The sequence below is a fragment of the Arenivirga flava genome (genome assembly GCF_030161575.1).
In the GTDB taxonomy this organism is placed as follows: domain Bacteria; phylum Actinomycetota; class Actinomycetes; order Actinomycetales; family Microbacteriaceae; genus Arenivirga; species Arenivirga flava.
The window spans coordinates 112,529-136,792 of sequence record NZ_BSUL01000001.1 but is presented as its reverse complement, the minus strand read 5'-3'; the positions used below and the strand labels follow the sequence as shown (position 1 = coordinate 136,792).

Sequence of the window (24,264 nt, the reverse complement as noted above, 5' to 3'; positions counted from 1 at the left end):
GCGAGCTCGCGCATCAGCCGCGCTTCGCGGCGCCCTTGCGGGTGAAGAGGGTCTCGGCCTGCTCGAGCGACATGCCGTTCGTCTCGGGCACGACCCTGAACACGAACAGGAACGACAGCGCGGCGAAGAGCGCGTACATGCCGTAGGTGAGCACCAGCGAGGCCTCGCTCATGGGCGGGAAGCTGACGGTGATCGCGAAGTTCGCCAGCCACTGTGCGGCCGCGGCGATGCCGAGAGCGCGGGCGCGGATGCGGTTCGGGAAGATCTCGCCGAGCAGCACCCAGACCACCGGGCCCCAGCTGGCGCCGAAGGCGACGACGAAGACGTTCGCCGCGACGAGCGCGATCGGGCCCCACGAGCCGGGCAGGCTCGGCTCGCCGTCGACCTGCACGGCCTGCGAGAACGCGACGGCCATGGTGGCGAGCGAGAGCGCCATGCCGGCCGAGCCGACGAGCAGGATCGGCTTGCGGCCGATGCGGTCGATGAGCGCGATGGCGATGAGGGTGACGACGATGTTCGTGACCGAAGTGATCACCGAGATGGTGAAGGAGTCGCTCTCCTCGAAGCCGACGGAGCGCCACAGGGTCGTGGAGTAGTAGAAAATCACGTTGATGCCGACGAACTGCTGGAACACGCTGAGCGCGATGCCGACCCAGACGATCGGCTTCAGCCCGAGCCATGGTCCGCGCACCGTACCGTGCTCCTTGGCCGCCTCGTCGGCCGCGATGGCCTCGTGGATCTCCTTGTAGGAGCGCTCGACCTCGTCCGGCGGCGTGATGGAGGTGAGGATGCGGCGGGCGTCGTCCTCCTTGCCCTTGCGCACCAGGAATCGCGGCGACTCCGGCAGCCTCAGGGCGATGACGCCGTAGACCACCGCGGGCACCGCGCCGGCGAGGAACATCCAGCGCCACGCCTCGAGGCCGAACCACAGCTCGTTCGCCGCACCGCCGGCGGCCTCCGCGAAGAGGGCGTCGGAGAGGAGGGCGGTGAAGATGCCGATCGTGATCGCCAGCTGCTGCAGCGAGCCGAGCCGGCCGCGCAGTTGACGCGGCGAGATCTCCGCGATGTAGGCGGGGGCGATCACCGACGCGATGCCGATGCCGAAACCGCCGATCACGCGCCAGAGGATGAGGTCCCACACGGCGAAGGCGAAACCGCATCCGATCGCGCTGATCAGGAAGAGGAACGCGCCGACGAGCATGGTGGGGATGCGGCCCCAGCGATCGGCGACGCCGCCCGCGATCCAGGCGCCCACGGCGCAACCGAGGAGGGCGCTGGCGACGGCGAAGCCGGTGAGGAAGTCGCTGAGCGCGAACTGTCCCTCGATCGCGTCGACCGCCCCGTTGATGACCGAGGAGTCGAAGCCGAAGAGGAAGCCGCCGACGGCACCCGCGATGGCGAGCCCGACGACCTTGCGGTTCGTACTGCTGGAGGTCTTCTGCGCGTTCACTCAGCCAACGGTAGACCTGGCCCCGGCGCCCGCTGACGAGGACGGGACGACTTTGCGGCCGCGTCCAGGCAGCACCCCGACGCGACGCGCCGCTGCGGCATCGCGGAGGTCATGAGCAGCGTGGCAGTGTGGTCGTCCGTGGAGGCGCGACGCGGCGGGAGCCCCGCGGGGGCGGACTCCATCGCGCCCCGGACCGCCGAGTGGGAGCGGGTCGTGGCCGATCTGGTCGAGCACCGCGGCGACGCGCTGCTGCGGTACGCGACGCTGCTCTGCGGCGATCCGGAGGACGGCGCCGACCTGATGCAGGATGCGCTGGTCGCCACGTTCGGACGCCTGCGCAACGGGCACGGGGTCGAGAAGGCCGAGGCCTACGTGCGCCGCGCCATCCTCAACCGCTGCCTCGACCAGTGGCGGGGCAGCGGCCGGTGGCGCAAGGTCGCGCACCTCGCCGCCGAACCGGACAGCGTGCCCGCGAGCGACGGCGCGGTCGACACCCGCCTGGAGGTGCGGCGCGCCCTGGTGCGGCTCAGCCCGCGCGAGCGCGCCTGCGTGGTGCTGCGCTACTACGAGGACCTCACGGTCGACCGCGTCGCTGCGACGCTCGGCATCAGCTCCGGCGCGGTGAAGCGGTACCTCAGCGACGGGCTCGCCAAGCTCGGCGACGTGCTCGGCCCGGTGGAAGGACGACGGCGATGACAGAGGATCCGCAACGGGACCGGCTGCGCGCCGCCCTGCACGAGGCGTCCGAGCCCGGTCGGCGCGGCGTCGACGTGGAGGCCGTGCTGCGCGGCTCGCGCCGACGCCGGAAGCCACGGCTCGCGATCGCGGGCGGCGCGCTCGCGGTGGCGCTGATCGCTTCCGGGGCCGGGCTCGTCGGCGTGCTGCTGCCCGGCAACGGCGGCCCGGGGGCGTCCGACACGGCCGTGCTCTCCGAGGAGCCCGCGACCGATGGCGGCACGTTCTCGACCGATGCGGAGTCCGCGCCGTCGCAGCCGCAGGTGCGCGAGGGCGACGCCTGCGCGCTGCCCGACGCGGCCGCCGCCGAGACACGCGGCGTGGAGATCGCCGCGCCCGCCGACCTGGACCGCGGCGGAGGCGCGAGCGTGTCGATCGGCAGCCTCGACGGCACCCTGCGCGGCGAGGTGCTCGTGACCTCCATCGCGCTGCTCGACGGCGATCGCGTCGTGGCGGCGCTCCTCGGCACGGACGCTGCGCGCAGCGTCGACCTCGACGCCGGCGGCACGACGGAGATCGACGTCCAGGGCGCGCTGATCGGTTGCGGCGACGGCCCGCCGGCGCCGGGCGACTACGACGCCGTCGTGACCGTGCAGCTCTTCGCCGAGTCGGGCGAGCCGAGCACCGTGCGCTCCTCCCCCGCGCCGATCGAGCTGCGCTGAGGGCGCGCATCCGCTCGTCCCCTGCTTGCGCCGGGCGCGCGCGGGACGACGAGCACGGCGCATCCGCTCGTGGCAGACTCCCGAGGACGACGGCTGGGCACGAGGAGGTGCGGATGAGCGTGGACGAGGAACGGCCGCGGGTGACCGTGGAGCGTGACGGTGCGGTGCTGCTGATCGGCCTCGACCGACCGGAGAAGCGCAACGCAGCCGATCTGCGGATGCTGCGCGAGCTCGCCGCCGCGTACGGGCTGCTCGACCGGGACGCGGACCTGCGCGTCGGCGTGGTGCACGCCCACGGCGAGCACTTCAGCGCCGGCCTCGACCTGGCGGACATCGGCCCGAGGGTCGGACCGGACGGTCTCGACGCGGTGCCCGAGGACGGGCTGGACCCGTGGGGCGTGCGCGGCGAGCGCTGCCGCAAGCCGGTCGTGGTGGCGCTCAAGGGCGTCAGTTTCACCCTCTCGATCGAGCTGGCGCTGGCGAGCGAGATCGCGATCGCGTCGCGGGGCACCCGCTTCGCCCAGCTCGAGGTGGCCCGCGCGATCCTGCCGTTCGGCGGCGCGACGCTGCGCTTGCCGGCCCGCGCCGGCTGGGGCGGCGCGATGCGCTGGATGCTGACCGGCGACGAGTTCGACGCCGACGAGGCGCTGCGCCTCGGCCTTGTGCAGGAGGTGGTGGAGGGCGACCCGCTGCCGCGCGCCCTCGAGCTGGCCCGCCGCATCGCCGAGCAGGCCCCGCTGGCCGTGCAGGCGACCCTGCGCAACGCCCGGATCGCCGTCGAGGAGGGCGAGCGGACCGCGGCCGCGGCGCTGTCCGGCGAGCTCGCGGCGCTGATGTCCACCGAGGACGCGCGGATCGGCGTCGAGGCCTTCCTCAGGCGGGAGCGCGCCCGTTACGTGGGGCGCTGAACGCTCAGGCGCGCGCGTCGAGCAGGCGCGCGGCGCCCTCTCGGGCGATCCACGCGTAGATGCTCGGCTCCGTGCCGGAACCGGTCAGCATCTCGCCGAGCCAGGCCTCGACCGCGCGGTCGAGCATCTCGCCCTTCGCCGCGCCGTGACGGCGCTCGCGGGAGAGCCAGTGCACCGAGACGCGGCCCGGGGCGATGAGGCGGGTAATCTCGAGGTCGCGCTCGGCCTCGATGAAGACCTGACCTCGCGTGCACAGGGGCAGGCCCGCGAGCAGCTCCTCGACCTGGTCGAGCTGGTCCGCGCCCGCCGCGATGAGGATGCGCTCGGCGCTGCCGGGGTTCCAGGCGATCGCGGGGTGGGACATGCGAACAGTATAGGCACGCCTAACCTCAGCCCGCGGCCGCTTTCCGGCACCCGTGCCAGACTGATCCCATGAGCGCGCGATTCCTCGTCGTGCCGCAGTGGCAGGGCTCCGGATCGAGTCGCGCCATGCGGCTGGCCACCGGCGCCGAGGCCATCCGCGGCGACCTGCCGGCGTCCGCGACCGCCGCCGTCGACGTGCCGCTCGAAGCGGGCGATGCGGAAGGCACCCGCATCCGACGGCTCAGCACCATCCGGCTCGTGCGCGAGCGGCTGACCGCGGCGCTCGCCGAGGTCGAGAACGAGCGCGGCGGCACCCCGATCGTCATCGGCGGCGACTGCGGCGTCGCGTACGCACCGGTCGAGCACGCGGCGCAGACCCGACGCGTCGCCCTGCTCTGGCTCGACGCGCATCCGGACGCCGAGTCGGCCGAGTCCTCCCCCAGCGGCGCCTACACCGGCATGGTGCTGCGCCACCTCGTCGACGACGGCGTGCTGCACGGCTCGAGCATCGTGCTCGCCGGCGTCCGCGACGCCAGCGCCGCCGAGGAGTCCTTCCTCGCCGAGGCCGGTGTGCGGGTGCAGGACGACCCGGCCGGCATCGCCGAGGCGCTGCTGGCCACGAACGCCGACGCGCTGCACCTGCACGTCGACCTCGACGTGCTCGACCCCGGGGCCTTCGACGCGGCCCACTCGACGGTGCCCTTCGGCTGGTCCGTCGAGCAGCTGCTCACCACCGTGCGCGAGGCCCGGTCGGCGCTGCCGCTCGTCGGCGCCAGCATCGCCGGCTTCGCGCCGGACGACGCGCCGGGCGCCGACATGTCCGGGGATCTCGCGACGATCCTCCGCCTCATCGGCGCGCTCGCGAAGCCGGCTTAGCGGCTACTCACCACTGCGGCGGATGCCGGCGCTGCCAGCGCAGGCGCCGCTCCAGCTGCGCGCCGATCGCGAGCAGCGTCGCCTCGCCGCCCGGGCGGCCGATCAGCTGCACGCCCATCGGCTGACCCGCATCCGTCACATCCACCGGAAGGGTGATCGCGGGCAACCCGGTCACGTTGAGGAACGAGGTGAACGGCGTGTAGCGCACCTGCTGCGCGAAGTTCTCCTCCGCGTCGTCCGGGTCGTACCAGCCGAGCGGGCGGGGCGTCATGGCGAGCGACGGCGTGATCACGGCATCGACGTGGGTGAACTGGCGGATGACGCTGCGCTCGAACGCCGCGAGCGTCGTGAGCGCCGCCGCGAGCTCCCGGGCGCCGAGCGCGCGGCCGCGGCCGACCAGCCACCGTGTGAGCGGCTCGAGCAGCGCGAGCTGCTCGTCGCCCTCGGCCGGCAGCCCCGCCGCGCCCGCCTGCCAGAGCACCCGGAACGCCGGGGCGTACTCGGGCGAGGGTTCGAGGGCGAGCTCCTCGACACCGTGGCCGAGGGCCGCCAGTTCGGCCACGCCCCGCTCGAGCGCTGCGCGGCCTCCGGCGCGATCACGATGTCGGTGAACTCGTCCCAGGGCGTCGTCGTCATGACGCCGAGGTTGAAGCGGCCCTCGCCGCGCACGGCGGCGCCGAGGAGGCTGCCGCCGTCCCACTCCGGCGCGCGCACGGCGAACGGATGCGGGATGCGGCCGTTCACGCGACCGAGCATGCCCTCCAGCAGCAGTGCCGCATCCGCCACCGACCGCGCGAGCGGACCGGGCACGACGAGCCCGCCCGGGGAGTCCATGCCGGTGCCGACGGGCACGAGGCCGCGGCTGGGTTTGAGGCCGACCAGGCCGGTCACGGCGGCGGGGATGCGCACCGATCCCCCGCCGTCCGAGCCGGGGGCGAACGGCAGCATGCCTGCCGCGACGGCGACGGCGGCGCCGCCGCTCGACCCCCGGCCCCCGTCGAGGGGTCGTAGGGGTTGCGGGCGGGCCTCCCGGCGAGCGGCTCGGTGTAGGAGGGGAAGCCGAACTCGGGCACCGCGGTCTTGCCGAGGCTGATCGCCCCCGCGTCGTCGAGCACCTGGGCGAGCGGTCCGCTCTCCTCGGGCACGTAGCCGTCGAGCAGGCGCGATCCGCCGCCCATCGGCACGCCCGCGCGCGGCGTGAGGTCCTTGTCGGCGAAGGGCAGGCCCCAGAGGATCGTGCTGCCGATGCCGGCGTCGCGCAGCCGGCGCGCCCGTGCGAGCGCCAGCTCCGGGGTGACGGTCGCGAAGGCGCCGAGCTCGGGGTCGAGCCGTTCGATCCGGCGCAGGTAGTGCTCGACGAGGTCGACCGGATCGAGCTCGCCCCGGTGCAGCCAGTCCCACTGCTCGTTGGCGCTGAGGTGATGCAGTTCGAACATGCGTCGAGCCTATTGACTTCTCACCCCGGTCCTGGTTGGTCCATGACATCACTGATGAACCCGTCAACCGGACAGGTGGACCAGGAGCATCCGTGGATGAGGGCAAGCCGATCTTCGTGCAGCTCGCCGAGCAGATCGAGAACGTCGGCGTCATCGTGGGCCTCGCCGCCCGCGCGCCGCTCACCTCATCGACGACGAGGCCGAGAACGCCCGTCGCGCCGCCACCACAGTGGCCGGACGAGCGGATGCGGTGGACGGCTTCGTCGCCGGCCGCGACGTGCTGCACCGATCCGGTCTCGGCGGCCTGAGCGTCGTCACCGTGCGCGGCGAGCTCACCGGCGAGGACCGCGAGATGGCCGCCCGCGCCGGACTCGGCCTCTCCCCGTCAGCCTGCAGGAGCTCGTCGTGCGCAGCACGTCGGGCGCGGACCGGAAGGAGGTGGCGTGATGACCGCCGCCACCCTCTCGAGCGCACGGCCCGTCCGCCGCTCCCGCGTGCTCGGCGTGGTGCGCCTGCACCTCGTCGACGGCTGGAACGACCTCTTCGTGCCGTGGATCGTCACGGGCGCCGCGCTGCTGATCTCGATCGCGATCTCGCTCATCCTCGCGAGGGCGGCCGGCGTCGCGATCGGCGACGACGGCTTCACCGAGGGGGTGCAGTTCTCCGGGGCGGGTCAGGCCATGTTCTGGTACCTGGGCGTGATCGCCATCCAGACCATCAACCCGGCGCTGCCCTTCGCGCTCGGCCTCAGCGTGACCCGCCGGGAGTTCCTGCTCGGCACCGGGGTCGTCTTCCTCGGCATCTCGCTCGTCAACAGCGCGCTCTACACCGCGCTCGGAGCGGTCGAGGAGCTGACGGGCGGCTGGCGGGTGGGCACCCGCATGTTCACCTCGCTCATGCTGCACGACGTCGACGCGCTCGGGAGGTTCGTGTTCCACGTCTGCCTGCACCTGCTGGTGTTCACCTTCGGCGCGGCCATGGCGAGCGTGTTCTTCCGCTGGCGGGCGCCCGGCACGATGATCGCGATCGTCGGCCTGGCGTTCCTGCTCGTCGGCACGGCCGCGCTCGAACAGCGCAGGGCAGCACGTGAACGACTGGGCGGTACGCATCCGCGTACCGCCCAGTCGTTCACGTGCTGCATCAGCCGCATGGCGCGAGCGTGCGACCCGCGCGTGCGACGTCAGCCGCGCCTGGGGCGTCGCGCGCGGCCCAGCAGGCGCGCGAGGCCGGAGCGCTCGGGACCGGGGCCGTCCGCCTCCGACAGCCGCTTCTGCAGCAGCACCGTGCCGAGCCAGCGGTCGAACTTGAAGCCGACGCGCCCCATCCGCCCGATCTCTGCGAAGCCGGCGCGCTCGTGCAGTCGGATCGACCCCTCCGCCCGGCGGTCGGCGATGACGGCGAGCATCTCGCGCACGCCCGCGGCGCGGCAGCGGGTGACGAGCTCGGCGAGCAGGGCCCTGCCGAGCCCCTTGCCGGTCGAGGCGGGACGCAGGTAGATCGAGACCTCGACCGTGTAGCGGCCGCCCGCGCGCTGCTGCCACGGCTCGCCGAGCGCGAAGCCGATGATCTGCTGCGACGGCGACTCGGCGACGAGGAAGGGCAGCCCGAGCCGCTGCAGGGAGGCGAAGGTGCGCCGCCACTCCTGCAGCGTCTTGGGCTTCTCGGCCAGCGTGATCGCCGAGTTCTCGACGTAGTGGCCGAAGATCTCGCGCACGTGCGGCAGGTCGGCAGCCCGCGCCTCGCGCAGCGAGAAGGCGAAGCCCGGCTCCGGGATCGGCTTCGGCCGCAGGTGCCGGGGCAGGCGTCGGCGGGGCGCGTACTCCTCCTCTAGCACGGCTCCTCCTCGAGCATCAGAGCCGCCAGTCGATGCCGTCGTCGCCGAGCTCCTCGAGCAGGGCGTTGGCCCGGCTGAAGGGCCGCGACCCGAAGAAGCCGCGGCTGGCGGAGAGGGGGCTCGGATGCGCGGACTCCACGACGGGCACGTCCTGCAGCAGCGGCTTCAGCTTGGCCGCATCCGCCCCCCAGAGGATGGCGACGAGCGGCTCGTCGCGCTCGACGAGCGCCTCGATGGCCCGCTCGGTCACCGCCTCCCAACCGCGCTTGCGATGCGATCCGGCCTCGCCCGGCTGCACGGTGAGCACCCGGTTGAGCAGCATGACGCCCTGCTCGCTCCAGCGGCCGAGGTCGCCGTGCGCGGGCGGGGTGACGCCGAGATCGCTCTGCAGCTCCCGGTAGATGTTCTGCAGGCTGCGCGGGATCGGTCGCACGTGCGGCTCCACCGCGAAGGAGAGCCCGATCGCGTGGCCCGGCGTCGGGTACGGGTCCTGCCCGACGATGAGCACCCGCACCGCGTCGAGCGGGTACGTGAATGCGCGCAGCACGAGCGAGCCGGCGGGCAGGTAGCCGCGCCCGGCAGCGGTCTCGGCGCGCAGGAACTCGCCGAGCTCGGCGATCGTGCCGGCGACCGGCTCGAGCGCTCGCGCCCAGCCCGGGTCGATGAGCTCGGAGAGCGGCTGCGGACTCACGCGGACGTCAGACGGCGACGGGCGGCAGCGCCGACCACGGGAAGACGATCCACCGGTCGGTGCGCCTCCAGACGAAGTCGGGCTCGAGCACGGTGCCGGGCTTCGAGTACAGGGTGACCGAGCGCACCTCGGCCCCCATGCCCTCGATGAGGCCGACGACCATCTTGAGGGTGCGGCCGGAGTCGCTCACGTCGTCCACGAGCAGCACCCGCTGCCCCTTCAACGACGGCGCGTCGAGCAGCGGCGGCAGCAGCACGGGCTCCGGCAGCGTCGCCTCGACGTCGGTGTAGAACTCGACGTTGATCGATCCGCAGCTCTTGGTGCCGAGCGCGTAGGCGATCGAGCCGCTGAGCAGCAGCCCGCCGCGGGCGATCGCCACGACCACGTCCGGGGCGAAGCCGCTGCGCAGCACCTGCTCCGCCAGACCCCGCGAGGCGTCCGCGAACTCCTCCCAGCCGAGCACCTCCCGCTCCTCGCTCATGCCCGTCGTCCCGTCGTCGCCTGCTCGTGCATCCGCTCAATCTACCGGCGGCGGCCGGTCAGTCCTTGACCCGCAGGCCATCGCGGTGCACCTGGTGGATCGCGGCCTGCGCCACCGGCTTGACGATGAGCAGGTCGTTGCTCACGTGGCCGGGCAGCTCGACGGCGTGCACGATGGCCTCGGCGACGTCCTCGGCGAGCAGCGGATGCTCGACGCCCTCGTAGACCGCATCGGCCCTGTCGCGGTCGCCGTCGAAGCGGGTGAGCGAGAACTCCTCGGTGCGCACCATGCCCGGCGCAACCTCCACGACGCGGATCGGCTCGCCGCCCAGCTCGAGCCGCAGCGCCCCGGTGACCGCCCGGGCCGCGAACTTCGCGGCGTTGTAGCCGCCGCCGCCGGCGTACGGGAAGTAGCCGGCCGTCGAGGTGAGGTTGAGCACGTCGGCGTGCCCCGCCTCGCGCGCTCCGGCGCGCAGCGACGGCAGCAGCGCCGCGGTGACCTGCTGCAGCGCGATCACGTTGATCTCGTACATCCAGCGCCACTCGTCGACGTCGCCGTCCTCGACCCGGTCCGATCCCTTCGCCCCGCCGGCGTTGTTGACGAGCGTCGTGATCGGCCCCCACGCCTCGACCCGCTCGCGCAGCGCGGCGACATCGGCCGCGACCGTCAGGTCGGCGGCGAGCACCTCGGCACCGGTCTCCTCGGCGAGCGCCGCCAGCCGCTCCGCGCGCCGCGCGACGCCGAGCACCTCCCAGCCGCGCTCGCGCAGCAGCCGCACCGTCGCCTCGCCGATGCCCGAGCTCGCACCCGTCACGACCGCACGCCGAAGAACCATTCCCGCTCCATCCGCTCACTCGACGCGCGCCCGGAAGCGCCACGCCCTCCACCAGCTGTCTGCCACCCTAACGAGATGACCGCCGCCGCCAGCCAGACGCAGCGCGTGCCGTTCTGGGACAACGCGCGCTTCGCCTGCGTGACGCTCGTCGTGATCGGGCACGGCGTGCAGCGTCTCATCGCCGACTTCGACGGCGCCCTCGTGCTGTACCTCGTGATCTACGCCTTCCACATGCCGGCGTTCGCCATCATCAGCGGCTACTTCTCGAAGGCCGGTCCGCCGAGCGTGAAGGCGATGCGCCGGGTGCTCACCGACATCGTGCTGCCGTACGTGATCATGGAGTCGATCTGGACCCTGGTGCAGTTCCTGGTGGAGGGCAGCAGCGAGTTCAACCCGTCCCAGCCCTCGTGGACGCTGTGGTTCCTGCTCGCGCTCGCGATCTTCCGCCTCGTGCTGCCGTACCTCGCGCTGCTGCGCTGGCCGCTGCTCATCTCGGTGGTGCTCTCCGTGGGCGTCGGCTACTTCGCCAACGTCGACTCGACGTTCTCGCTCTCGCGGGCGATCGGCATCCTCCCGTTCTTCGTGCTCGGCTGGAAGCTGCGGGAGGGCGCCCTCGTGGACGAATGGCTGCGCAGGCCGACCGGCTCGACCCTCATCCGCATCCTCGCCGGCATCGTGCTCGCGGCGTGGACGGCGATCGTGATCGCGCACCGCGACACGTTCCGCGACGTCGACCTGCGTTTCTGGTTCTTCTACAGCGAGAGCTACCACGGGCTCGGCGAGGACGTCTGGTGGGCGGGCTTCGTGCGTCTCGGGCTCATGGCGCTGGCCGTGCTGCTGTCGGCCGCCTTCCTGGTGCTGCTGCCGCGCGGCCGCAACTGGACCACCGCCCTGGGGCGGCGCACCATGGTCGTGTACCTGCTGCACTCCTTCGTGCTCTACCCGATCCGGGAGAGCGGATTCCTGCAGTCCGACGCCGCCGCGCAGTGGTGGGTGCTGCCGGTGGTCGCCTTCTGCCTCGCGCTCTCCGCCGCGCTGGCGACCGAGCCCGTCGCGCGGCTGGTGCGGCCGCTCATCGAACCCCGGCCGAGCTGGCTCTTCGCGGACGGGCTGCCGCCGCGCGGCGGCGCCCCGCGCGCCCGACCGACGAGCGGCGCCGGTCCCCGGGAGGATTGACCCGCGACGCCGCGCATGACGCGTGATGTCGCCCGGATTGCCCGGCGGGATGCGTCTGCCTAGGCTCGCAGCGCGGCGCGAGGGACAGCGTGCCGAGCACGCGAGACCAGACCGCGCCGGATCCACCCGAGACGGCCAGAGCACCCGAGGGAGCCAGCATGAGCGACAACACGACGGAGTGGCGCTTCGAGACGAAGCAGATCCACAGCGGCGCCCAGCCCGACCCGGTCACGAAGGCCCGGGCGACGCCGATCTACAAGACGACCTCCTACGTCTTCGACGACGCCGATCACGCGCAGAACCTCTTCGCGCTGGCGGAGTTCGGCAACATCTACACGCGCATCCAGAACCCCACCCAGGCGGTCGTCGAGGAGCGGGTCGCCGCCCTCGAGGGCGGCACCGCCGCGCTGCTGGTCGCCTCGGGCCAGGCGGCGGAGACCTACGCGATCCTCAACATCGCGCAGGCCGGCGACCACATCGTCTCCAGCTCGTCGATCTACGGCGGCACCTACAACCTGTTCAAGTACACCCTCGCGAGGCTCGGCATCGAGACGACCTTCGTCGAGAACCAGGACGACGTCGACGAGTGGCGCCGTGCGGTGCGCCCGAACACGAAGCTGTTCTTCGGCGAGACGGTCGGCAACCCGAAGATCAACATCCTCGACATCGCCGCGGTCGCCGACGTCGCGCACGAGGCGGGCGTGCCGCTCATCGTCGACAACACGATCGCGACGCCGTACCTCATCCGCCCGTTCGAGCACGGCGCGGACATCGTGGTGCACTCCGCCACCAAGTTCCTCGGCGGTCACGGCACGGTCATCGGCGGCGTCATCGTCGACGGCGGTACGTTCCCGTGGTCGCAGCACGCCGACCGCTTCCCGGGGCTCACCGAGCCGGACCCGTCCTACCACGGGGTCAGCTACACGGGCGCGCTCGGCGACGGCATCGCGTACGTCATCAAGGCCCGCGTGCAGCTGCTGCGCGACCTCGGCGCGTCCATCTCGCCGGACAGCGCGTTCTCGCTCATCCAGGGCATCGAGACGCTCTCGCTGCGCGTGGAGCGCCACGTGCAGAACGCGCAGGAGATCGCCGAGTGGCTCGAGGCGCAGTCTGACGTGGCCGACGTCAACTACTCGGGTCTGCCGTCCAGCCCCTGGTACGCCGCGGCGAACCGCTACGCGCCGAAGGGCGTCGGCGCCGTGCTCAGCTTCGAGCTCAAGGGCGGTGTCGGCGCGGGCCGGGCCTTCGTGAACGGCCTCGACCTCTTCAGCCACCTGGCGAACATCGGCGACGTGCGCAGCCTCGTCATCCACCCCGCCTCGACCACCCACTCGCAGCTCACCCCGGAGCAGCAGCTCACCGCCGGCGTCACGCCCGGCCTGGTGCGCCTGTCGGTGGGCCTCGAGAACGTCGAGGACCTGAAGGCCGATCTCGCGGCGGGTCTCGCCGCGGCGCGAGCGCTCTCGGCAGTGACCGTCTGAGCCGTCCCCGTCCGGCGAGGGCCCGCGCGTAACGCACGCGCGGGCCCTCGTCCGTCTCCGCCAGAATGGAGGGGACATGGACTGGCAGACACCCGAGGACAGCGTCCCCAGCGGCATCATCACCGAGGCGAACCGCCGCTCGCTGCTCGGCAAGCCGGCCGCGAGCGGCGCGTGGCGCATCGGGGACCCCGAGGGCGAGCGGCGATTCGCGAGCCTCGGCACCCTGCGGCTCGAGCACGGCGAGCTGCCGGGCACCCGCATCGCCTACGAGACCTGGGGCACGCTCGACGAGGCGCGCGACAACGCCGTGCTCATCGTGCACGCGCTCACCGGCGACAGCCACGTGCTCGGCGCCGCGGGACCCGGGCACGCCACGGCGGGCTGGTGGCAGGGCATCGTCGGCCCGGGCAAGGCGATCGACACCGACCGCTGGTTCGTCGTCTGCAGCAACATGCTCGGCGGCTGCCAGGGCTCCACGGGCCCCAGCTCGCTCGCGCCCGACGGCACCGAGTGGGGCTCGCGGTTCCCGTACCTCACCGTGCGCGACCAGGTCGCCGCGCAGGCGGCGCTGAGCGATCGGCTGGGCATCGACCGCTGGGCGGCCGTCATCGGCGGATCCGCCGGAGGGATGCAGGCCGTCGAGTGGGCGGCCACGCACCCCGACCGCGTCGAGCGCCTCGGCGTGCTGGCCTCCGCCGCGCTCACGGGCGCCGACCAGATCGCCGCCAATACGACGCAGTCGGAGGCCGTGCGGATGGACCCCGCCTTCCGCGGCGGCGACTACTACGACCTGCCGGACGGCGAGGGCCCGCACCGCGGCCTCGCGCTCGCCCGCCGGATGGCGCTGCTCAGCTACCGTTCCGCCGCCGAGCTGGGCGGCAGGTTCAGCCGCAGCTGGCAGAGCGCGGTCTCGCCCTACGGCGGCGAGGGCCGGTTCGCGGTGGAGAGCTACCTCGACTTCCACGGCAACAAGTTCACCCGTCGCTTCGATGCGAACAGCTATCTGGTGCTGCTGGAGGCGATGAACTCGCACGACGTCGGCCGCGACCGCGGCGGCCTCGCGTCCGCCCTGAGCCGGGTCACGGCCCGCAGCCTGGTGCTCGCGATCGACAGCGACCGGCTGTTCCCACCGTCCGACCAGGAGCTGCTGGCGTCGCACCTGCCCAACGGCCTCGACGGGCGCAGCCCCGTCGTCATCTCGTCGGAGTACGGCCACGACGGCTTCCTCATCGAGGAGGCGCTCGTCGGCGAGCAGCTGCGGAGGCTGCTCGCCAGCTGAGCGAGCCCCTTCGGGGGTCCGAGGCGGTCCGAGCCGGGCAGTACACTCCCCAAGGAGCGTGGAGATGACCATCGATGTAGCGGTGATGAGCGGCAGCAGGCTGTCGCTCGACGGGCTGGTCGCCATGGTGCGCGCCGGCTCGACCGAGGTCGACGTCGTCGCGACGGCCTTCGACTGGCGCGACCTGGAGCGCCGCATGCGCTCGCGTCCCGACGTCGTCGTCGTCGAGCTCGGCGCCGGCGACGTGACCTGGGGGCTCGACGGCGTGAGCGCGCTCGCCGAACGCGGTCTCCCCATCGTGGCCATCAGCCCGCGCCGCGATCCCGCCTGGCTGCAGGCCACCACGGACGCCGGCGCCAACGCCGTGGTGACCCGCTTCGACGGCGCGGACGACCTCGTCGCGGCGGTCGCGTCCGTCGCCGGGACCGGCCGCACCGCGACCTCCGGGCTCGAGACGGACCCGCCGACCCGCACCGGCGAGCCCACCCTCGGGGCGCGCGAGCAGGAGGCTCTGCGCCTCTTCGCCTCGGGTCTGACGATCCGCGAGGCGGCGTCGGAGATGTCGACGACGGAGGAGACCGTCAAGTCGTACATCAAGCGCGCCCGTCGCAAGTACCGCGCCGCCGGCCTGCAGCTCGGCACGAAGATCGAGCTGCGCCGCCACGGCATCAAGCAGGGCTGGCTCGCCCCGGACTGACCGGCGCGGCCCTGATCCGGTCGCCCGCCGACGCTAGGCTGAGGCCCCTATGGAGCTCATGGGGAAGGAGCGCGACCGTCTGGCGCAGCGATCGGTGCGCTTCGTCGGACTCGCGAGCACGATCATCGCGCTGCTCTGCCTGCTGCTCGGCGGTGGCGTCCAGCCCACCACCTGGGTCGCCACCGGTCCCGGCTGGCTGCTGCTCGCCCTGGCGCTGCTCGCCGTCGAGCGCAGCGGCTCGATCGCCTGGCCCATCGTCGGCCTCGTCGGCGGCACGCTCGTGCTCGTCGCGCTGCTGCTGCTCGAGCCCCTGCCGCTCGCCGAGGGGGTGGCGGTCGCGGTGGCCGCACTCGCCGGAGGGGCCATGCCCGCCTTCGCGCTGGTGCTCGCCGCCGGCGCCGTCCGCGCCGTGCTGCTCGTCTCGGCCACCGCCTCGAGCGTGGTCCTCGTCGAGCTGCTCACCGGTGGTTCGGCGCTGCTGACGCCCTACTCCGTCGCGGTCGGTCTCGGATGGCTGATGTTCGCCATCCTGGGCTACTGGCTGCGGGTCAGCCTCACCCGCATCACCGGGCGCATCGAGAGCATCGGCCGCGCCTACCGCGCCGAGCGGCAGGCGAGCGAGCGCGAGGCCCAGCGCCGGCAGAACGCCCGTCTGCTGCACGACACGGTGCTGGCGAGCCTCACCCTGCTCGCCCACTCGGGGCACGGCGTGAACGCCGAGGCGATGCGCAGCCAGGCCGGCGACGACGCCCGCCTGCTGCGTCAGCTGAAGACCGGCTCGGTCCCGGACTCGGCGGTGACGGTCCTGAACCCGGCGGAGCCCGTCGACGAGACCCCGCTCGGCCACACGCTGGAGTCCGTGAAGCAGCGGTTCGGCCGCATGGGCCTGCAGGTCAACTGGCACGGCTCCGGCCGTCTGCTGCTGCCGGCGGATGTGCTCGACGCCTTCCTGCGCGCCATCAGCGAATGCCTCGAGAACGTGCGCCGGCACGCCGGCGTGCCCGAGGCGCACGTGACGATCAGCGACGACGAGCACGTCGTGCGGGCCATGATCATGGACCAGGGCGTGGGCTTCGACCAGAACCTCGTCGACGAGGGCCGGCTCGGGTTGAAGGAGTCGGTCGTGGCCCGGCTGCGCGAGGTCGGCGGCAGCTCGCGGCTGTTCTCCGCCCCCGGCAGCGGCACCACGGTGGTCCTGGAGGTCCCCAAACCATGAGCCTCGGCATCGACGAGTCCACCCTCACCGGCGTCGGGGGCCGCACCGGCGTCGGACGGCGGCGCGTGCGCACCCGCAGCACCATCGCCGCGCGCCGCGTGCACAGCGCCGGCGTCGGCAGCGCCTCCCCCATCGTGCTCGCGGCGATCATCTGCGGTCTGCAGGTGGTCTTCGGGGTCGCGGTGCTCGTCGCCAACTGGAGCGCGCATCCGCTGCCCCTCCTGGCCGCCGCCGCCTGGGCCGTGCTGCTCTTCGCCGAGGCGACCCTCGCGGTGATCGTCAGCTACAACGGCGAGCGGCTGCCGAACGGGCTCTTCGTCTTCTTCCTCGTGGCCCTCGGCACGGCCGTGCTGCTCGACCTCGTCTCCATCTGGTCGGTGGAGGACCTCGGCGGCTACGCCAGCGCCTCCATCGGCGCGGGGTTCGCGCTGCTGCTCACCATCGCGCAGCGCAGCCGGCGCGAGATCGTCATCGCGGTCGCCGTGCTGGGCGCCGTGCTGCTCGGCGCGATCCTCGCCACGACGCCGCTGACGACCGCGACCCTGCCCGCGCAGCTCATCGCGCTCTGCCTCGCCTGCCTGCCGGCCGTGATCGGGCTGGTCGTCGTCGGCGGCTTCCGCGCCATCGTGCAGCGGGCGCTCGACCGCGTGCTCGTGCAGTCGACCATCGCCGGCCCGCGACTGGCCTTCGGCATGCTGGCGTCCGAGGAGCTCGCCCGGCTCGACGCGGCGGCCGAGGAGATGCTCGAGTCCGTCGCCGACGGACGTCGCCCGCTGCCGCTCGACCCGGCCAGCGCCTCCCGCGCGGCGACGATCGCGACCGAGCTGCGCCTGCACCTGCTCGACGGCCGCAAGCAGACCTGGCTCTACCACGCGGTCAGCGAGTCGGAGGTGCTGGGGCCGACCGTGCGGCTGAGCGACCCGCACACGCTCGCCGGCCTGCTCGACCAGCACCAGCGCGATGGGCTGCTCACCGCCGTCTGGCTGCTCTCCAGCGAACTGCAGCGCTCCGGCATCTCGATCACGCTCGGCCCCGTGCGCCCGCAGGACGCGGATGCCGCGAACGGCAGGCTCGTGCCGATCGTCGTCGAGGTGGAGGACTCCAGCCGCGGCGGCGTCGACCCCGCCACCTGGGACGAGCTCAGCAAGGTCGGCACCTTCCGCGACTCCGTGCGGCAGCAGGTCCTGCGTGTCGAGATCGACTGCTGGGTGGCCGACCCGGCGGAGCCCTAACATTGACGACGACCGTTACCGAGATCCGAGGACAGCGAACGTGACCGACACCACTCCCATCCGCATCGCCCTCGTCGACGACCACAAGATGCTCCTCGGCGCGCTCACCGAGTGGATCCGCGGCGCCGCCGCCGACATCGAGATGGTCGCGGCGGTCGACACCTGGCCCGCCCTCCTGACCCACGAGAACTTCCCCGTCGACGTCGTGCTGCTCGACCTCGACCTCAAGGACAACATCCCGGTCTCGCTGAAGATCTCGACGCTGAAGACGACGGGCGTGAAGACGGTGCTGATGAGCACCTACTCGGAGGCGAACGTCGTGCGCGACGCCCTCGCCGCCGGCGCCCTCGGCTACATCGTCAAGAGCGAGGACGCCGACATGATCGTCGAGGCCATCCGCCTCGCGGCCCGCGGCGAGTCCTACATCTCGGCCGAGCTCGACCTGGCGATCAACGCCGGCGAGGTCGGCGGCGCACCGAAGCTCAGCGCGCAGGAGCGCCGCGTGATGGCGCTCTACGGCGCCGGCGAGCCCGTGAAGGCCGTGGCCTTCCAGCTCTCGATCTCGGAGGAGACCGCGAAGAGCTACCTCAAGCGCATCCGCGAGAAGTACCGCGTGGCCGGCATCGACGTCGGCACCAAGGTGGCGCTGCGCAAGCGCGCCATCCAGGACGGCATCCTCGTCGAGCAGGCCGCGCCGCGCACGTTCTAGCACGCCGCCGCTCCCGCGCTCGTCCGCAGCGGCGGACTTGACGACGACGGCCGCGCGCCCTCGGGGGTGCCCGCCCCGCGGCGGGACGAGCGGATGCGGTCAGCCCGCCGGCGGGCTCCACGCGATCGGCTGCGTGTGCTCGATCTTCGCCGTGCGGTGGAGCTGCAGGGCGTAGACCGCGATGATCAGGCCGATGCCGCCGAGCGCGATGCCGACCCACGCCGTCGAGGCGTAGCCGAGCCCGGCGGTGATGACGACGCCGCCGAGGTAGGCGCCCAGGCTGTTGCCGAGGTTGAGCGAGGCGTGGTTGAGCGCCGAGGCGAGGGTCTGGCTCTCGCCGGCCACGTCGAGCAGCCGCGTCTGGATCGTGGGCGAGAGACCGGAGGACGCGGCACCGACGAGGAAGAGGCAGACGCCGAGCGCGATCGGCGAGGACGCGAACAGCGCGGTGCCGAGCAGCGAGGCGAGCAGCAGGCCGAAGCCGGTGTACATCGTGAGCCGCAGGTTCTGGTCGGCCGCCCATCCGCCGACGAAGTTGCCGATGGTCATGCCGGCGCCGATCACGATGAGCAGCAGCGGCACGGCCGACAGCGGCAGACCCGCGACTTCGGTCGTGAGCGGGTCGACGTAGCTGTAGACGGCGAAGAAGCCGCCGAAGCCGATGGCACCCATGGCGAGCGTCAGCCAGACGGCGCTGCGCTTGAAGAGGCTCAGCTCGCTCGCGACGCTGGCGTTCGGGTTGCCGGGCTGCGCGGGCACGGCGAGCGCGACGGCGACCACGGTGAGCGCGAAGATCGCGGTGACGAAGAGGTAGGCGGCGCGCCAGCCGGCAGCCTGGCCGACCGCGGTGATGAGCGGCACGCCCGCGAGCGTGGCGATGGTGAGTCCGCCGAGCACGAAGGCGATGCCCTGGCCGCGCTTGCCCGGACCGAGCAGGTTCGCGGCGACGAGCGATGCGACGCCGAAGTAGGCGCCGTGCGGCAGGGCCGCCACGAAGCGGGCCGCGAGCACCCACTCGAACGTCGGCAGCAGCGCCGAGGCGAGGTTGCCGAGCGTGAAGGCCACCAGCAGGATGAGCAGCAGCCGTTTGCGCGGCATCCGCGCCGCGAGCGCGGCGATGAGGGGCGCGCCGACGACGACGCCGAGCGCGTAGGCCGAGATGAGCAGGCCGCTGCGGCCGATCGCGGCCTCGGGGTCGCTCGCCCACAGCTCCGGCAGCAGGTCGGCGGAGATGTTGGAGAGCAGGCCCATCACGACGAACTCGGTCGAGCCGATGCCGAAACCGCCGAGGGCGAGGGCGATGAGCGCGAGACGGACGCGGGCTGGCGAGAGCGACATGGAGCGGCTTCCTGGAGACGGTGCGAGGGGGTGGGGAGGACTGCTCCGCGCTGAGTCGGGCCGGCGACGGCCACCCCTCGATGCTACCGCGCGACCGGTGCCGTCCTGCGGGCGCCGACGGGTGCGGCGGCCGGGTTGCGCAACTCGCGCACGACGCCGTGCACGCCGTGCACGAGCAGCGCGACGAGCAGGCCGTCGCGCAGCGTCGCCGCGAGGGCCATGAGCGGATGCGCGGCCAGGAACCACCCGTAGAGCACCGGGTAGATCACCTGCGTGAGCCCGGCCGCGGCGAGCGCGAGGGCCGCGGGCAGGCGCGCGGCCCGCCATCCGCCCGCCAGCATCGCGGCGATCACGGGCGCCGCCAGCCACGACTCGAACTGCGGCGACCCGACCTTGTTGAACACGATGCAGGCCGTCACCAGCGCCATCGCGAGCGGCGGCAGCACGGCCTGGGCTGCGGCGCCCCGCCGCACCGCGAGCCCGCCGAGCGCGAGCAGCACCGCGGCGACGACACCGAGCAGCGGGGTGAGCGCGGCCGCGACGGCGTCGACCCCGGGCCCGGCGATCTGGTTGGTGAGGATCTCGGTGTCGTAGTAGATGCTCACACCGGGCGCGTCCAGCGCCGCGGCCCAGAACCACGGCAGCGCCGCCACGGCCTCGACCTGCAGACCGCGCCCCGTCTGCTGCGTGACGAAACCGAGCACGTTGGCGCCGCTGCCGAGGAACAGGCAGACGATGACGATCGCGCCCGAGAGGCCGACGGCCATGGAGAGCATGGTCGGCCGCGCGCGCATCGTCACGACGGCGGCGGCGAGGATGGCGCCGGGCCACACCTTCACCCACGCGCCGATCGTGAGCAGCAGCGCCGCGGCGCGGGGCCGCCGCGTCAGCAGCACGAGTCCCGCGATCGCGAGCGGCACCGTCACCGCGTCGATGCGGCCGAGGGCGATCGGGCCCAGGGCGAGCAGGAAGAGCACCCACCACCAGCCGTAGCGGATGCGGGCCGCCGAGCGCCCCGCGTCGGTGAGCACCGCCAGGGCGATCGCGTTCAGCGCCATCATCATGCCGAGCCAGACGCTCGCCGCCCAGCCCGCGCCGAGGGCCACGCTGAGCAGCATCGGCACGATCGCCAGGATCGGGTACACCCACGCCGCGTGGATGCCCTGCCAGTACCCCGCCTCGAGACCCTGCTGGGCCCAGAAGGGGTAGACGGAGACGACGTCGCCGAGCGGCCAGCCCGGCCCGCGCAGGTTGAGCGCCCCGAGCCAGAGGTGCACGAGCACGAACGCGATCCACAGCGGCACGGGGCGTCCCGTGAACGCGAGCAGCGCGCCGCGCGTGCGCGCGCCCGCATCCGTCGTCATGCGCTTCAGCGTACTTCGACACGGGGCGTCATCGAACGGGGGCGGATGCGCATCCGCTCGGGCATCATGGACCCCACAGCACCCCTGCCCACCGCTCGATCCCGAGGAGCCGCCATGCCCCGCAACCGCTTCCGCCCCGTCGCCCTGCTCGGCGCCGCCGTCGCCGTCACCGCGCTGGCCGCGTGCTCCACCGGCGAGGCCGCACCCGGCGCCTCCGAGGGATCCGCCGACGTGCTGACGATCGCGACCGGCCAGCCCGCGTACCCGCCCTACGTCATCGACGACGCCCCCGAGAGCGGCGAGGGCTTCGAGTCCGCGGTGGCCTACGCCGTGGCCGAGGAGCTCGGCTACGACGCCGAGCAGGTCGAGTGGGTGCGCAGCACCTTCGACCAGGGCATCGCGCCCGGCGCCAAGGACTGGGACCTCAACCTGCAGCAGTTCACCATCACCGAGGAGCGCGCCGAGGCCGTCGACTTCTCGAGCTCGTACTACAACGCCAACCAGGCCGTCGTGTCCATCGAGGGCTCGCCCGCGGCGGACGCGAGCAGCCTCGCCGACCTGCGGGACGTGCGCCTCGGCGCGATGACCGGCACCTCGAGCCTGACCGCGCTGAACGAGGTCGTCGACCCGTCCAGCGACGCGCTCGTCTTCAACAGCAACGACGACCTCGTGCTGGCGCTGCAGAACGGCCAGGTCGACGCGATCGTCGTCGACCTGCCGACGGCGCTGTTCGTCTCGAGCGTGCAGGTCGAGGGCGGCGTGCTCATCGGCCAGCTCGACGGCACGGCCGACGAGAGCGAGGGCTGGGGCTTCGTGCTGGAGAAGGACAGCCCGCTGACCGCCGAGGTCACCGCCGCGGTCGACGCGCTGCGCGCCGACGGCACCCTCGACGCGCTCGTGCAGGAGTGGCTGACCGACGGCGCCGACGCGCCCATCCTGAACTAGCCTGCAGCGCGTGAGCAGGCTCCTGCGCGAACCCGGCGGCCCGGCCGACCTCAGCGAGGTCGAGCTGGGCCGCCGGGCGTACCGTCGCGGGCGGCAGCAGCGCTCGGTGCTCGTCGCCGCGCTGAGCACGGTCGCCTTCGCCGTGGTCATGTGGATCACCCTCGCGAACACCCCGGGCTGGCCTCGCGTGCAGGAGACCTTCTTCAGCTGGGAGCACGCGGTCCGGGCGTTCCCGGCCGTCGCCGAGGGCTTCCTGCTCAACCTGCGGGTGCTCGCGATCGCCTCCGTGCTCGTGCTGATCGTCGGGCTCGCCATCGCGCTGCTGCGCACGCTGCGCGGGCCGGTGTTCTTCCCCATCCGCTTCCTCGCCGCCGCCTACACCGACGTGTTCCGCGGGGTGCCGCTGATCCTGGTGCTCTACCTGGTCGGCTTCGGCATCCCCGGCCTGCGCATCACCGACGACTTCATCCCCGGCGAGGTGCTCGGCACGGCCGCGCTCGTGCTCACCTACTCGGCCTACGTGTCGGAGGTGTTCCGCGCCGGCATCGAGGCCGTGCACCCGTCGCAGCGGCTCGCCGCCCGCGCGATGGGCCTCAGCCACGCGAAGACCCTGCGCCTCGTCGTGATCCCGCAGGCCGTGCGCAAGGTGACCCCGGCGCTCATGAACGACTTCGTCGCCCTCCAGAAGGACGTCGGGCTGATCTCCGTGCTCGGCGCCGTCGACGCGGTGCGCAGCGCGCAGATCGCCACCGCGGCGAGCTTCAACTTCACCCCGTACGTCGTGGCCGGCGTGCTCTTCGTGCTGCTGGCGATCCCGACCGTGCGGCTGACGGACTGGTACACGGCGCGGGTGCGCCGCCGCGAGCAGATGGGGGCGGTCGTATGAGCGCGCCCCTGCTGCGCCTCACCGGCCTGCGCAAGTCCTTCGGCGAGCACGAGGTGCTGCGCGGCATCGACCTCGAGCTGCACGCGCACGAGGTGGTCGCGCTCATCGGCGCGAGCGGATCGGGCAAGTCGACCCTGCTGCGCACCGTCAACCTCCTGGAAACGATCGACGACGGCGTCATCGAGCTGCGCGGCGACGACATCGCCGATCCCCGGACGGATGCGGACCGCATCCGCTCGCGCATCGGCACGGTGTTCCAGCAGTTCAACCTGTTCCCGCACCTCAGTGTGATCGACAACGTGACGCTCGCCGCGCGGCACGTGCACCGCGTGCCGCGCGCCCGGGCGAAGTCCCGCGGGCTCGAGCTGCTCGACCGCGTGGGGCTGGCGCACAAGGCCGACGACTTCCCCGATCGGCTCTCCGGCGGCCAGCAGCAGCGCGTCGCCATCGCGCGGGCGCTCGCGACCGAGCCGGAGCTGCTGCTGCTCGACGAGATCACCAGCGCCCTCGACCCGGAGCTCGTCGGCGAGGTGCTCGACCTCGTGCGCACCCTCGCCGAGGGCGGCACCACGATCCTCATGGCCACCCACGAGATGGCCTTCGCGCGCGACGTCGCGCACCGCGTGGTCTTCCTCGACGGCGGCGTGATCGTCGAGCAGGGCCCGCCCGCCGAGGTCTTCGCGGCGCCGCGCGAGGAGCGCACGTGCGCCTTCCTGGCGCGCTTCCTGGGCTAGCGAGCGAGCGCGGCGCACCGCCGGGGGCGCTCGCCGCTGCTCAGCGGCCGAGCGCGGCGAGCTCGCCGACCGCGTGCGGCAGCCGCTCCACCAGGCCGAGGATCGTGAAGGGACCGCCGCCGTTCGCCGCGCTCGCCAGCTCGGCCGCGCGGGTGTGCACCCAGGAGGCGGTCGCCGCGATCGGCGCGAGCGCGGTGGGGTCGTCGAGCACCCGGTCGCCGTGCCCGGCGAGCAGCGCGCCGAGCACCCCGGCCAGGGCGTCGCCGGCACCAGCCGTGCCGAGCCAGGCCGGACCGCCCGCGATGCGCAGCAGCTCGCCGCCCGGTGCCGCGGCCCAGGTGACCGGCCCCTTGAGCAGCACCGCGGCCCCCAGCTCGCGGGCGGCCGCGCGCGCCCAGCCGTCCGGGTCGGCGTCGATGGCCTCGCGCGGGGCGTCGATGCCGCGGCTGCCGAGCAGCGCCGAGAGCTCGCCGTGGTGCGGCGTCATGACGACGGGGGCGGATGCGCGCGGCAGCAGGTCGAGCGCGCCGGCGTCGACGACGAGCGGGCGGCCGTCGGCGATGGCCGCGTCGAGACGCCTGGCGGTCGCCTTGCCGCGGTCCGCGGGGTCCTGCCCCGAGCCGAGCAGCCACGCCTGGACGCGGCCGTCGCTCGTGACCGCCTCGGGCCTCCGCGCCAGCACCGCGTCGCCGACCGTGCGAGGGCCGAGGTAGCGCACCATGCCGAGGCCCGTGTGCAGCGCCGCCTCGACGCCGAGCACCGCGGCGCCCGGGTAGCGGCGCGACCCGCTCACCACGCCCAGCACGCCGCGCGTGTACTTGTGGTCGTCCCGCGCGGGCACGCGGATCCACGCGGCCGCGCGCTCGGCGCTCCAGCTGCGGAAGGGCACGGTCACGTCGGCGCTGCTCATGCGCTCACGCTAGCGAGCGAGCGGAT

25 protein-coding genes and 1 pseudogene are annotated in these 24,264 nt (G+C 73.2%); 15 read left to right on the top strand and 11 right to left on the bottom strand.

Going from position 1 to position 24,264, the window contains the following annotated elements:
* Positions 1–13: 13 nt before the first annotated feature.
* Positions 14–1,450 carry a sugar porter family MFS transporter gene (locus tag QQK26_RS00700; RefSeq protein ID WP_284229026.1) on the bottom strand — a complete coding sequence of 479 codons (1,437 nt, stop codon included), beginning with the start codon at positions 1,448–1,450 and terminating at the stop codon, positions 14–16.
* A 111-nt stretch (positions 1,451–1,561) separates the two neighbouring features.
* Here QQK26_RS00700 and QQK26_RS00695 point away from each other — a divergent pair, with 111 nt between their 5' ends.
* The 3 genes from QQK26_RS00695 to QQK26_RS00685 all read left to right on the top strand — a co-directional run bounded on the left by QQK26_RS00695 (position 1,562) and on the right by QQK26_RS00685 (position 3,755).
* Positions 1,562–2,146: a SigE family RNA polymerase sigma factor gene (locus tag QQK26_RS00695; RefSeq protein WP_284229024.1), complete on the top strand. Its 585-nt coding sequence runs from the start codon at positions 1,562–1,564 to the stop codon at positions 2,144–2,146.
* Positions 2,143–2,847, top strand: coding sequence for a hypothetical protein (locus QQK26_RS00690; RefSeq protein ID WP_284229023.1), 705 nt, complete (start codon positions 2,143–2,145; stop codon positions 2,845–2,847). Before QQK26_RS00695 ends, QQK26_RS00690 begins: the two co-directional genes overlap by 4 nt.
* A gap of 113 nt (positions 2,848–2,960) precedes the next feature.
* Positions 2,961–3,755 (top strand): crotonase/enoyl-CoA hydratase family protein, encoded by a 795-nt coding sequence (locus QQK26_RS00685; protein WP_284229021.1) that lies wholly within the window; start codon positions 2,961–2,963, stop codon positions 3,753–3,755.
* A 4-nt stretch (positions 3,756–3,759) separates the two neighbouring features.
* Here the strand turns inward: QQK26_RS00685 and QQK26_RS00680 are convergent, their stop codons facing one another.
* Positions 3,760–4,119, bottom strand: a complete 360-nt coding sequence (locus QQK26_RS00680; protein WP_284229019.1) for an SIP domain-containing protein — start codon at positions 4,117–4,119, stop codon at positions 3,760–3,762.
* Between the two features lie 68 nt (positions 4,120–4,187).
* Between QQK26_RS00680 and QQK26_RS00675 the strand changes: the two genes are divergently transcribed.
* Entirely contained in the window at positions 4,188–4,994 is an 807-nt protein-coding gene (locus tag QQK26_RS00675; protein ID WP_284229017.1) for an arginase family protein, read from the top strand.
* 7 nt (positions 4,995–5,001) lie between these two features.
* Here QQK26_RS00675 and QQK26_RS00670 read toward each other — a convergent pair.
* Positions 5,002–6,430: pseudogene (locus QQK26_RS00670) on the bottom strand (amidase).
* 92 nt (positions 6,431–6,522) lie between these two features.
* Between QQK26_RS00670 and QQK26_RS00665 the strand changes: the two are divergent.
* A complete protein-coding gene (locus QQK26_RS00665) occupies positions 6,523–6,738 on the top strand; it encodes a hypothetical protein (protein ID WP_284229016.1) in 216 nt (71 codons plus the stop codon).
* Between the two features lie 24 nt (positions 6,739–6,762).
* Here QQK26_RS00665 and QQK26_RS00660 read toward each other — a convergent pair whose 3' ends face one another.
* The 5 genes from QQK26_RS00660 to QQK26_RS00640 all read right to left on the bottom strand — a co-directional run bounded on the left by QQK26_RS00660 (position 6,763) and on the right by QQK26_RS00640 (position 10,271).
* Positions 6,763–7,539, bottom strand: a complete 777-nt coding sequence (locus QQK26_RS00660; protein WP_284229014.1) for a hypothetical protein — start codon at positions 7,537–7,539, stop codon at positions 6,763–6,765.
* A gap of 71 nt (positions 7,540–7,610) precedes the next feature.
* A complete protein-coding gene (locus tag QQK26_RS00655) occupies positions 7,611–8,264 on the bottom strand; it encodes a GNAT family N-acetyltransferase (RefSeq protein WP_284229012.1) in 654 nt (217 codons plus the stop codon).
* 16 nt (positions 8,265–8,280) lie between these two features.
* Positions 8,281–8,955, bottom strand: coding sequence for a uracil-DNA glycosylase (locus QQK26_RS00650; RefSeq protein WP_284229010.1), 675 nt, complete (start codon positions 8,953–8,955; stop codon positions 8,281–8,283).
* Between the two features lie 7 nt (positions 8,956–8,962).
* Positions 8,963–9,436 (bottom strand): phosphoribosyltransferase, encoded by a 474-nt coding sequence (locus tag QQK26_RS00645; protein WP_284229008.1) that lies wholly within the window; start codon positions 9,434–9,436, stop codon positions 8,963–8,965.
* Positions 9,437–9,494: 58 nt separating this feature from the next.
* Entirely contained in the window at positions 9,495–10,271 is a 777-nt protein-coding gene (locus QQK26_RS00640; protein WP_284229005.1) for an SDR family NAD(P)-dependent oxidoreductase, read from the bottom strand.
* A gap of 75 nt (positions 10,272–10,346) precedes the next feature.
* Between QQK26_RS00640 and QQK26_RS00635 the strand changes: the two genes are divergently transcribed.
* The 7 genes from QQK26_RS00635 (at position 10,347) to QQK26_RS00605 (ending at position 18,061) form a co-directional block, all read left to right on the top strand.
* Positions 10,347–11,447 carry an acyltransferase family protein gene (locus QQK26_RS00635; RefSeq protein WP_284229003.1) on the top strand — a complete coding sequence of 367 codons (1,101 nt, stop codon included), beginning with the start codon at positions 10,347–10,349 and terminating at the stop codon, positions 11,445–11,447.
* A 158-nt stretch (positions 11,448–11,605) separates the two neighbouring features.
* A complete protein-coding gene (locus tag QQK26_RS00630; RefSeq protein WP_284229001.1) occupies positions 11,606–12,928 on the top strand; it encodes a bifunctional o-acetylhomoserine/o-acetylserine sulfhydrylase in 1,323 nt (440 codons plus the stop codon).
* Between the two features lie 76 nt (positions 12,929–13,004).
* Complete coding sequence (gene metX / locus QQK26_RS00625; RefSeq protein ID WP_284228999.1) at positions 13,005–14,207, top strand: homoserine O-acetyltransferase MetX; 1,203 nt, start codon at positions 13,005–13,007, stop codon at positions 14,205–14,207.
* Positions 14,208–14,271: 64 nt separating this feature from the next.
* Entirely contained in the window at positions 14,272–14,904 is a 633-nt protein-coding gene (locus tag QQK26_RS00620; protein ID WP_284228997.1) for a helix-turn-helix transcriptional regulator, read from the top strand.
* 49 nt (positions 14,905–14,953) lie between these two features.
* Positions 14,954–16,120, top strand: coding sequence for a sensor histidine kinase (locus QQK26_RS00615; RefSeq protein WP_284228996.1), 1,167 nt, complete (start codon positions 14,954–14,956; stop codon positions 16,118–16,120).
* Positions 16,117–17,352: a hypothetical protein gene (locus QQK26_RS00610; RefSeq protein WP_284228994.1), complete on the top strand. Its 1,236-nt coding sequence runs from the start codon at positions 16,117–16,119 to the stop codon at positions 17,350–17,352. The genes QQK26_RS00615 and QQK26_RS00610 overlap by 4 nt, the downstream gene beginning before the upstream one ends.
* A gap of 40 nt (positions 17,353–17,392) precedes the next feature.
* A complete protein-coding gene (locus QQK26_RS00605; RefSeq protein ID WP_284228992.1) occupies positions 17,393–18,061 on the top strand; it encodes a response regulator transcription factor in 669 nt (222 codons plus the stop codon).
* A 99-nt stretch (positions 18,062–18,160) separates the two neighbouring features.
* Here QQK26_RS00605 and QQK26_RS00600 read toward each other — a convergent pair whose 3' ends face one another.
* Both QQK26_RS00600 and QQK26_RS00595 read right to left on the bottom strand, forming a co-directional pair.
* Positions 18,161–19,399, bottom strand: a complete 1,239-nt coding sequence (locus tag QQK26_RS00600) for an MFS transporter (RefSeq protein ID WP_284228986.1) — start codon at positions 19,397–19,399, stop codon at positions 18,161–18,163.
* An 83-nt stretch (positions 19,400–19,482) separates the two neighbouring features.
* On the bottom strand, positions 19,483–20,763 hold the full coding sequence (locus QQK26_RS00595) for a hypothetical protein (protein WP_284228984.1): 1,281 nt from the start codon (positions 20,761–20,763) through the stop codon (positions 19,483–19,485).
* Between the two features lie 114 nt (positions 20,764–20,877).
* On the opposite strand from QQK26_RS00595, the gene QQK26_RS00590 reads away from it, so the two are divergent.
* Genes QQK26_RS00590 through QQK26_RS00580 form a run of 3 tightly spaced genes read left to right on the top strand, consistent with a single transcriptional unit; the run spans position 20,878 to position 23,328 of the window.
* Positions 20,878–21,708 (top strand): ABC transporter substrate-binding protein, encoded by an 831-nt coding sequence (locus QQK26_RS00590; RefSeq protein WP_284228983.1) that lies wholly within the window; start codon positions 20,878–20,880, stop codon positions 21,706–21,708.
* 10 nt (positions 21,709–21,718) lie between these two features.
* A complete protein-coding gene (locus QQK26_RS00585) occupies positions 21,719–22,594 on the top strand; it encodes an amino acid ABC transporter permease (protein WP_284228981.1) in 876 nt (291 codons plus the stop codon).
* The gene (locus QQK26_RS00580; RefSeq protein WP_284228977.1) at positions 22,591–23,328 is read left to right on the top strand and encodes an amino acid ABC transporter ATP-binding protein; all 738 of its coding nucleotides are present in this window, start codon (positions 22,591–22,593) and stop codon (positions 23,326–23,328) included. The genes QQK26_RS00585 and QQK26_RS00580 overlap by 4 nt, the downstream gene beginning before the upstream one ends.
* Positions 23,329–23,368: 40 nt before the next feature.
* Here the strand turns inward: QQK26_RS00580 and QQK26_RS00575 are convergent, their stop codons facing one another.
* Positions 23,369–24,238 (bottom strand): ADP-dependent NAD(P)H-hydrate dehydratase, encoded by an 870-nt coding sequence (locus QQK26_RS00575; protein WP_284228976.1) that lies wholly within the window; start codon positions 24,236–24,238, stop codon positions 23,369–23,371.
* Between the last annotated feature and the right edge of the window lie 26 nt (positions 24,239–24,264).

Excerpts from the sequence above, each read along its gene's own strand:
- QQK26_RS00695 (WP_284229024.1), top strand. The coding sequence starts at position 1,562 with ATGAGCAGCGTGGCAGTGTGGTCGTCCGTGGAGGCGCGACGCGGCGGG.
- QQK26_RS00690 (WP_284229023.1), top strand. The coding sequence starts at position 2,143 with ATGACAGAGGATCCGCAACGGGACCGGCTGCGCGCCGCCCTGCACGAG.
- QQK26_RS00685 (WP_284229021.1), top strand. The coding sequence starts at position 2,961 with ATGAGCGTGGACGAGGAACGGCCGCGGGTGACCGTGGAGCGTGACGGT.
- QQK26_RS00680 (WP_284229019.1), bottom strand. The coding sequence starts at position 4,119 with ATGTCCCACCCCGCGATCGCCTGGAACCCCGGCAGCGCCGAGCGCATC.
- QQK26_RS00675 (WP_284229017.1), top strand. The coding sequence starts at position 4,188 with ATGAGCGCGCGATTCCTCGTCGTGCCGCAGTGGCAGGGCTCCGGATCG.
- QQK26_RS00660 (WP_284229014.1), bottom strand. The coding sequence starts at position 7,539 with ATGCGTACCGCCCAGTCGTTCACGTGCTGCCCTGCGCTGTTCGAGCGC.
- QQK26_RS00645 (WP_284229008.1), bottom strand. The coding sequence starts at position 9,436 with ATGAGCGAGGAGCGGGAGGTGCTCGGCTGGGAGGAGTTCGCGGACGCC.
- QQK26_RS00640 (WP_284229005.1), bottom strand. The coding sequence starts at position 10,271 with ATGGTTCTTCGGCGTGCGGTCGTGACGGGTGCGAGCTCGGGCATCGGC.
- QQK26_RS00635 (WP_284229003.1), top strand. The coding sequence starts at position 10,347 with ATGACCGCCGCCGCCAGCCAGACGCAGCGCGTGCCGTTCTGGGACAAC.
- QQK26_RS00630 (WP_284229001.1), top strand. The coding sequence starts at position 11,606 with ATGAGCGACAACACGACGGAGTGGCGCTTCGAGACGAAGCAGATCCAC.
- metX (WP_284228999.1), top strand. The coding sequence starts at position 13,005 with ATGGACTGGCAGACACCCGAGGACAGCGTCCCCAGCGGCATCATCACC.
- QQK26_RS00620 (WP_284228997.1), top strand. The coding sequence starts at position 14,272 with ATGACCATCGATGTAGCGGTGATGAGCGGCAGCAGGCTGTCGCTCGAC.
- QQK26_RS00615 (WP_284228996.1), top strand. The coding sequence starts at position 14,954 with ATGGAGCTCATGGGGAAGGAGCGCGACCGTCTGGCGCAGCGATCGGTG.
- QQK26_RS00610 (WP_284228994.1), top strand. The coding sequence starts at position 16,117 with ATGAGCCTCGGCATCGACGAGTCCACCCTCACCGGCGTCGGGGGCCGC.
- QQK26_RS00600 (WP_284228986.1), bottom strand. The coding sequence starts at position 19,399 with ATGTCGCTCTCGCCAGCCCGCGTCCGTCTCGCGCTCATCGCCCTCGCC.
- QQK26_RS00595 (WP_284228984.1), bottom strand. The coding sequence starts at position 20,763 with ATGACGACGGATGCGGGCGCGCGCACGCGCGGCGCGCTGCTCGCGTTC.
- QQK26_RS00590 (WP_284228983.1), top strand. The coding sequence starts at position 20,878 with ATGCCCCGCAACCGCTTCCGCCCCGTCGCCCTGCTCGGCGCCGCCGTC.
- QQK26_RS00580 (WP_284228977.1), top strand. The coding sequence starts at position 22,591 with ATGAGCGCGCCCCTGCTGCGCCTCACCGGCCTGCGCAAGTCCTTCGGC.
- QQK26_RS00575 (WP_284228976.1), bottom strand. The coding sequence starts at position 24,238 with ATGAGCAGCGCCGACGTGACCGTGCCCTTCCGCAGCTGGAGCGCCGAG.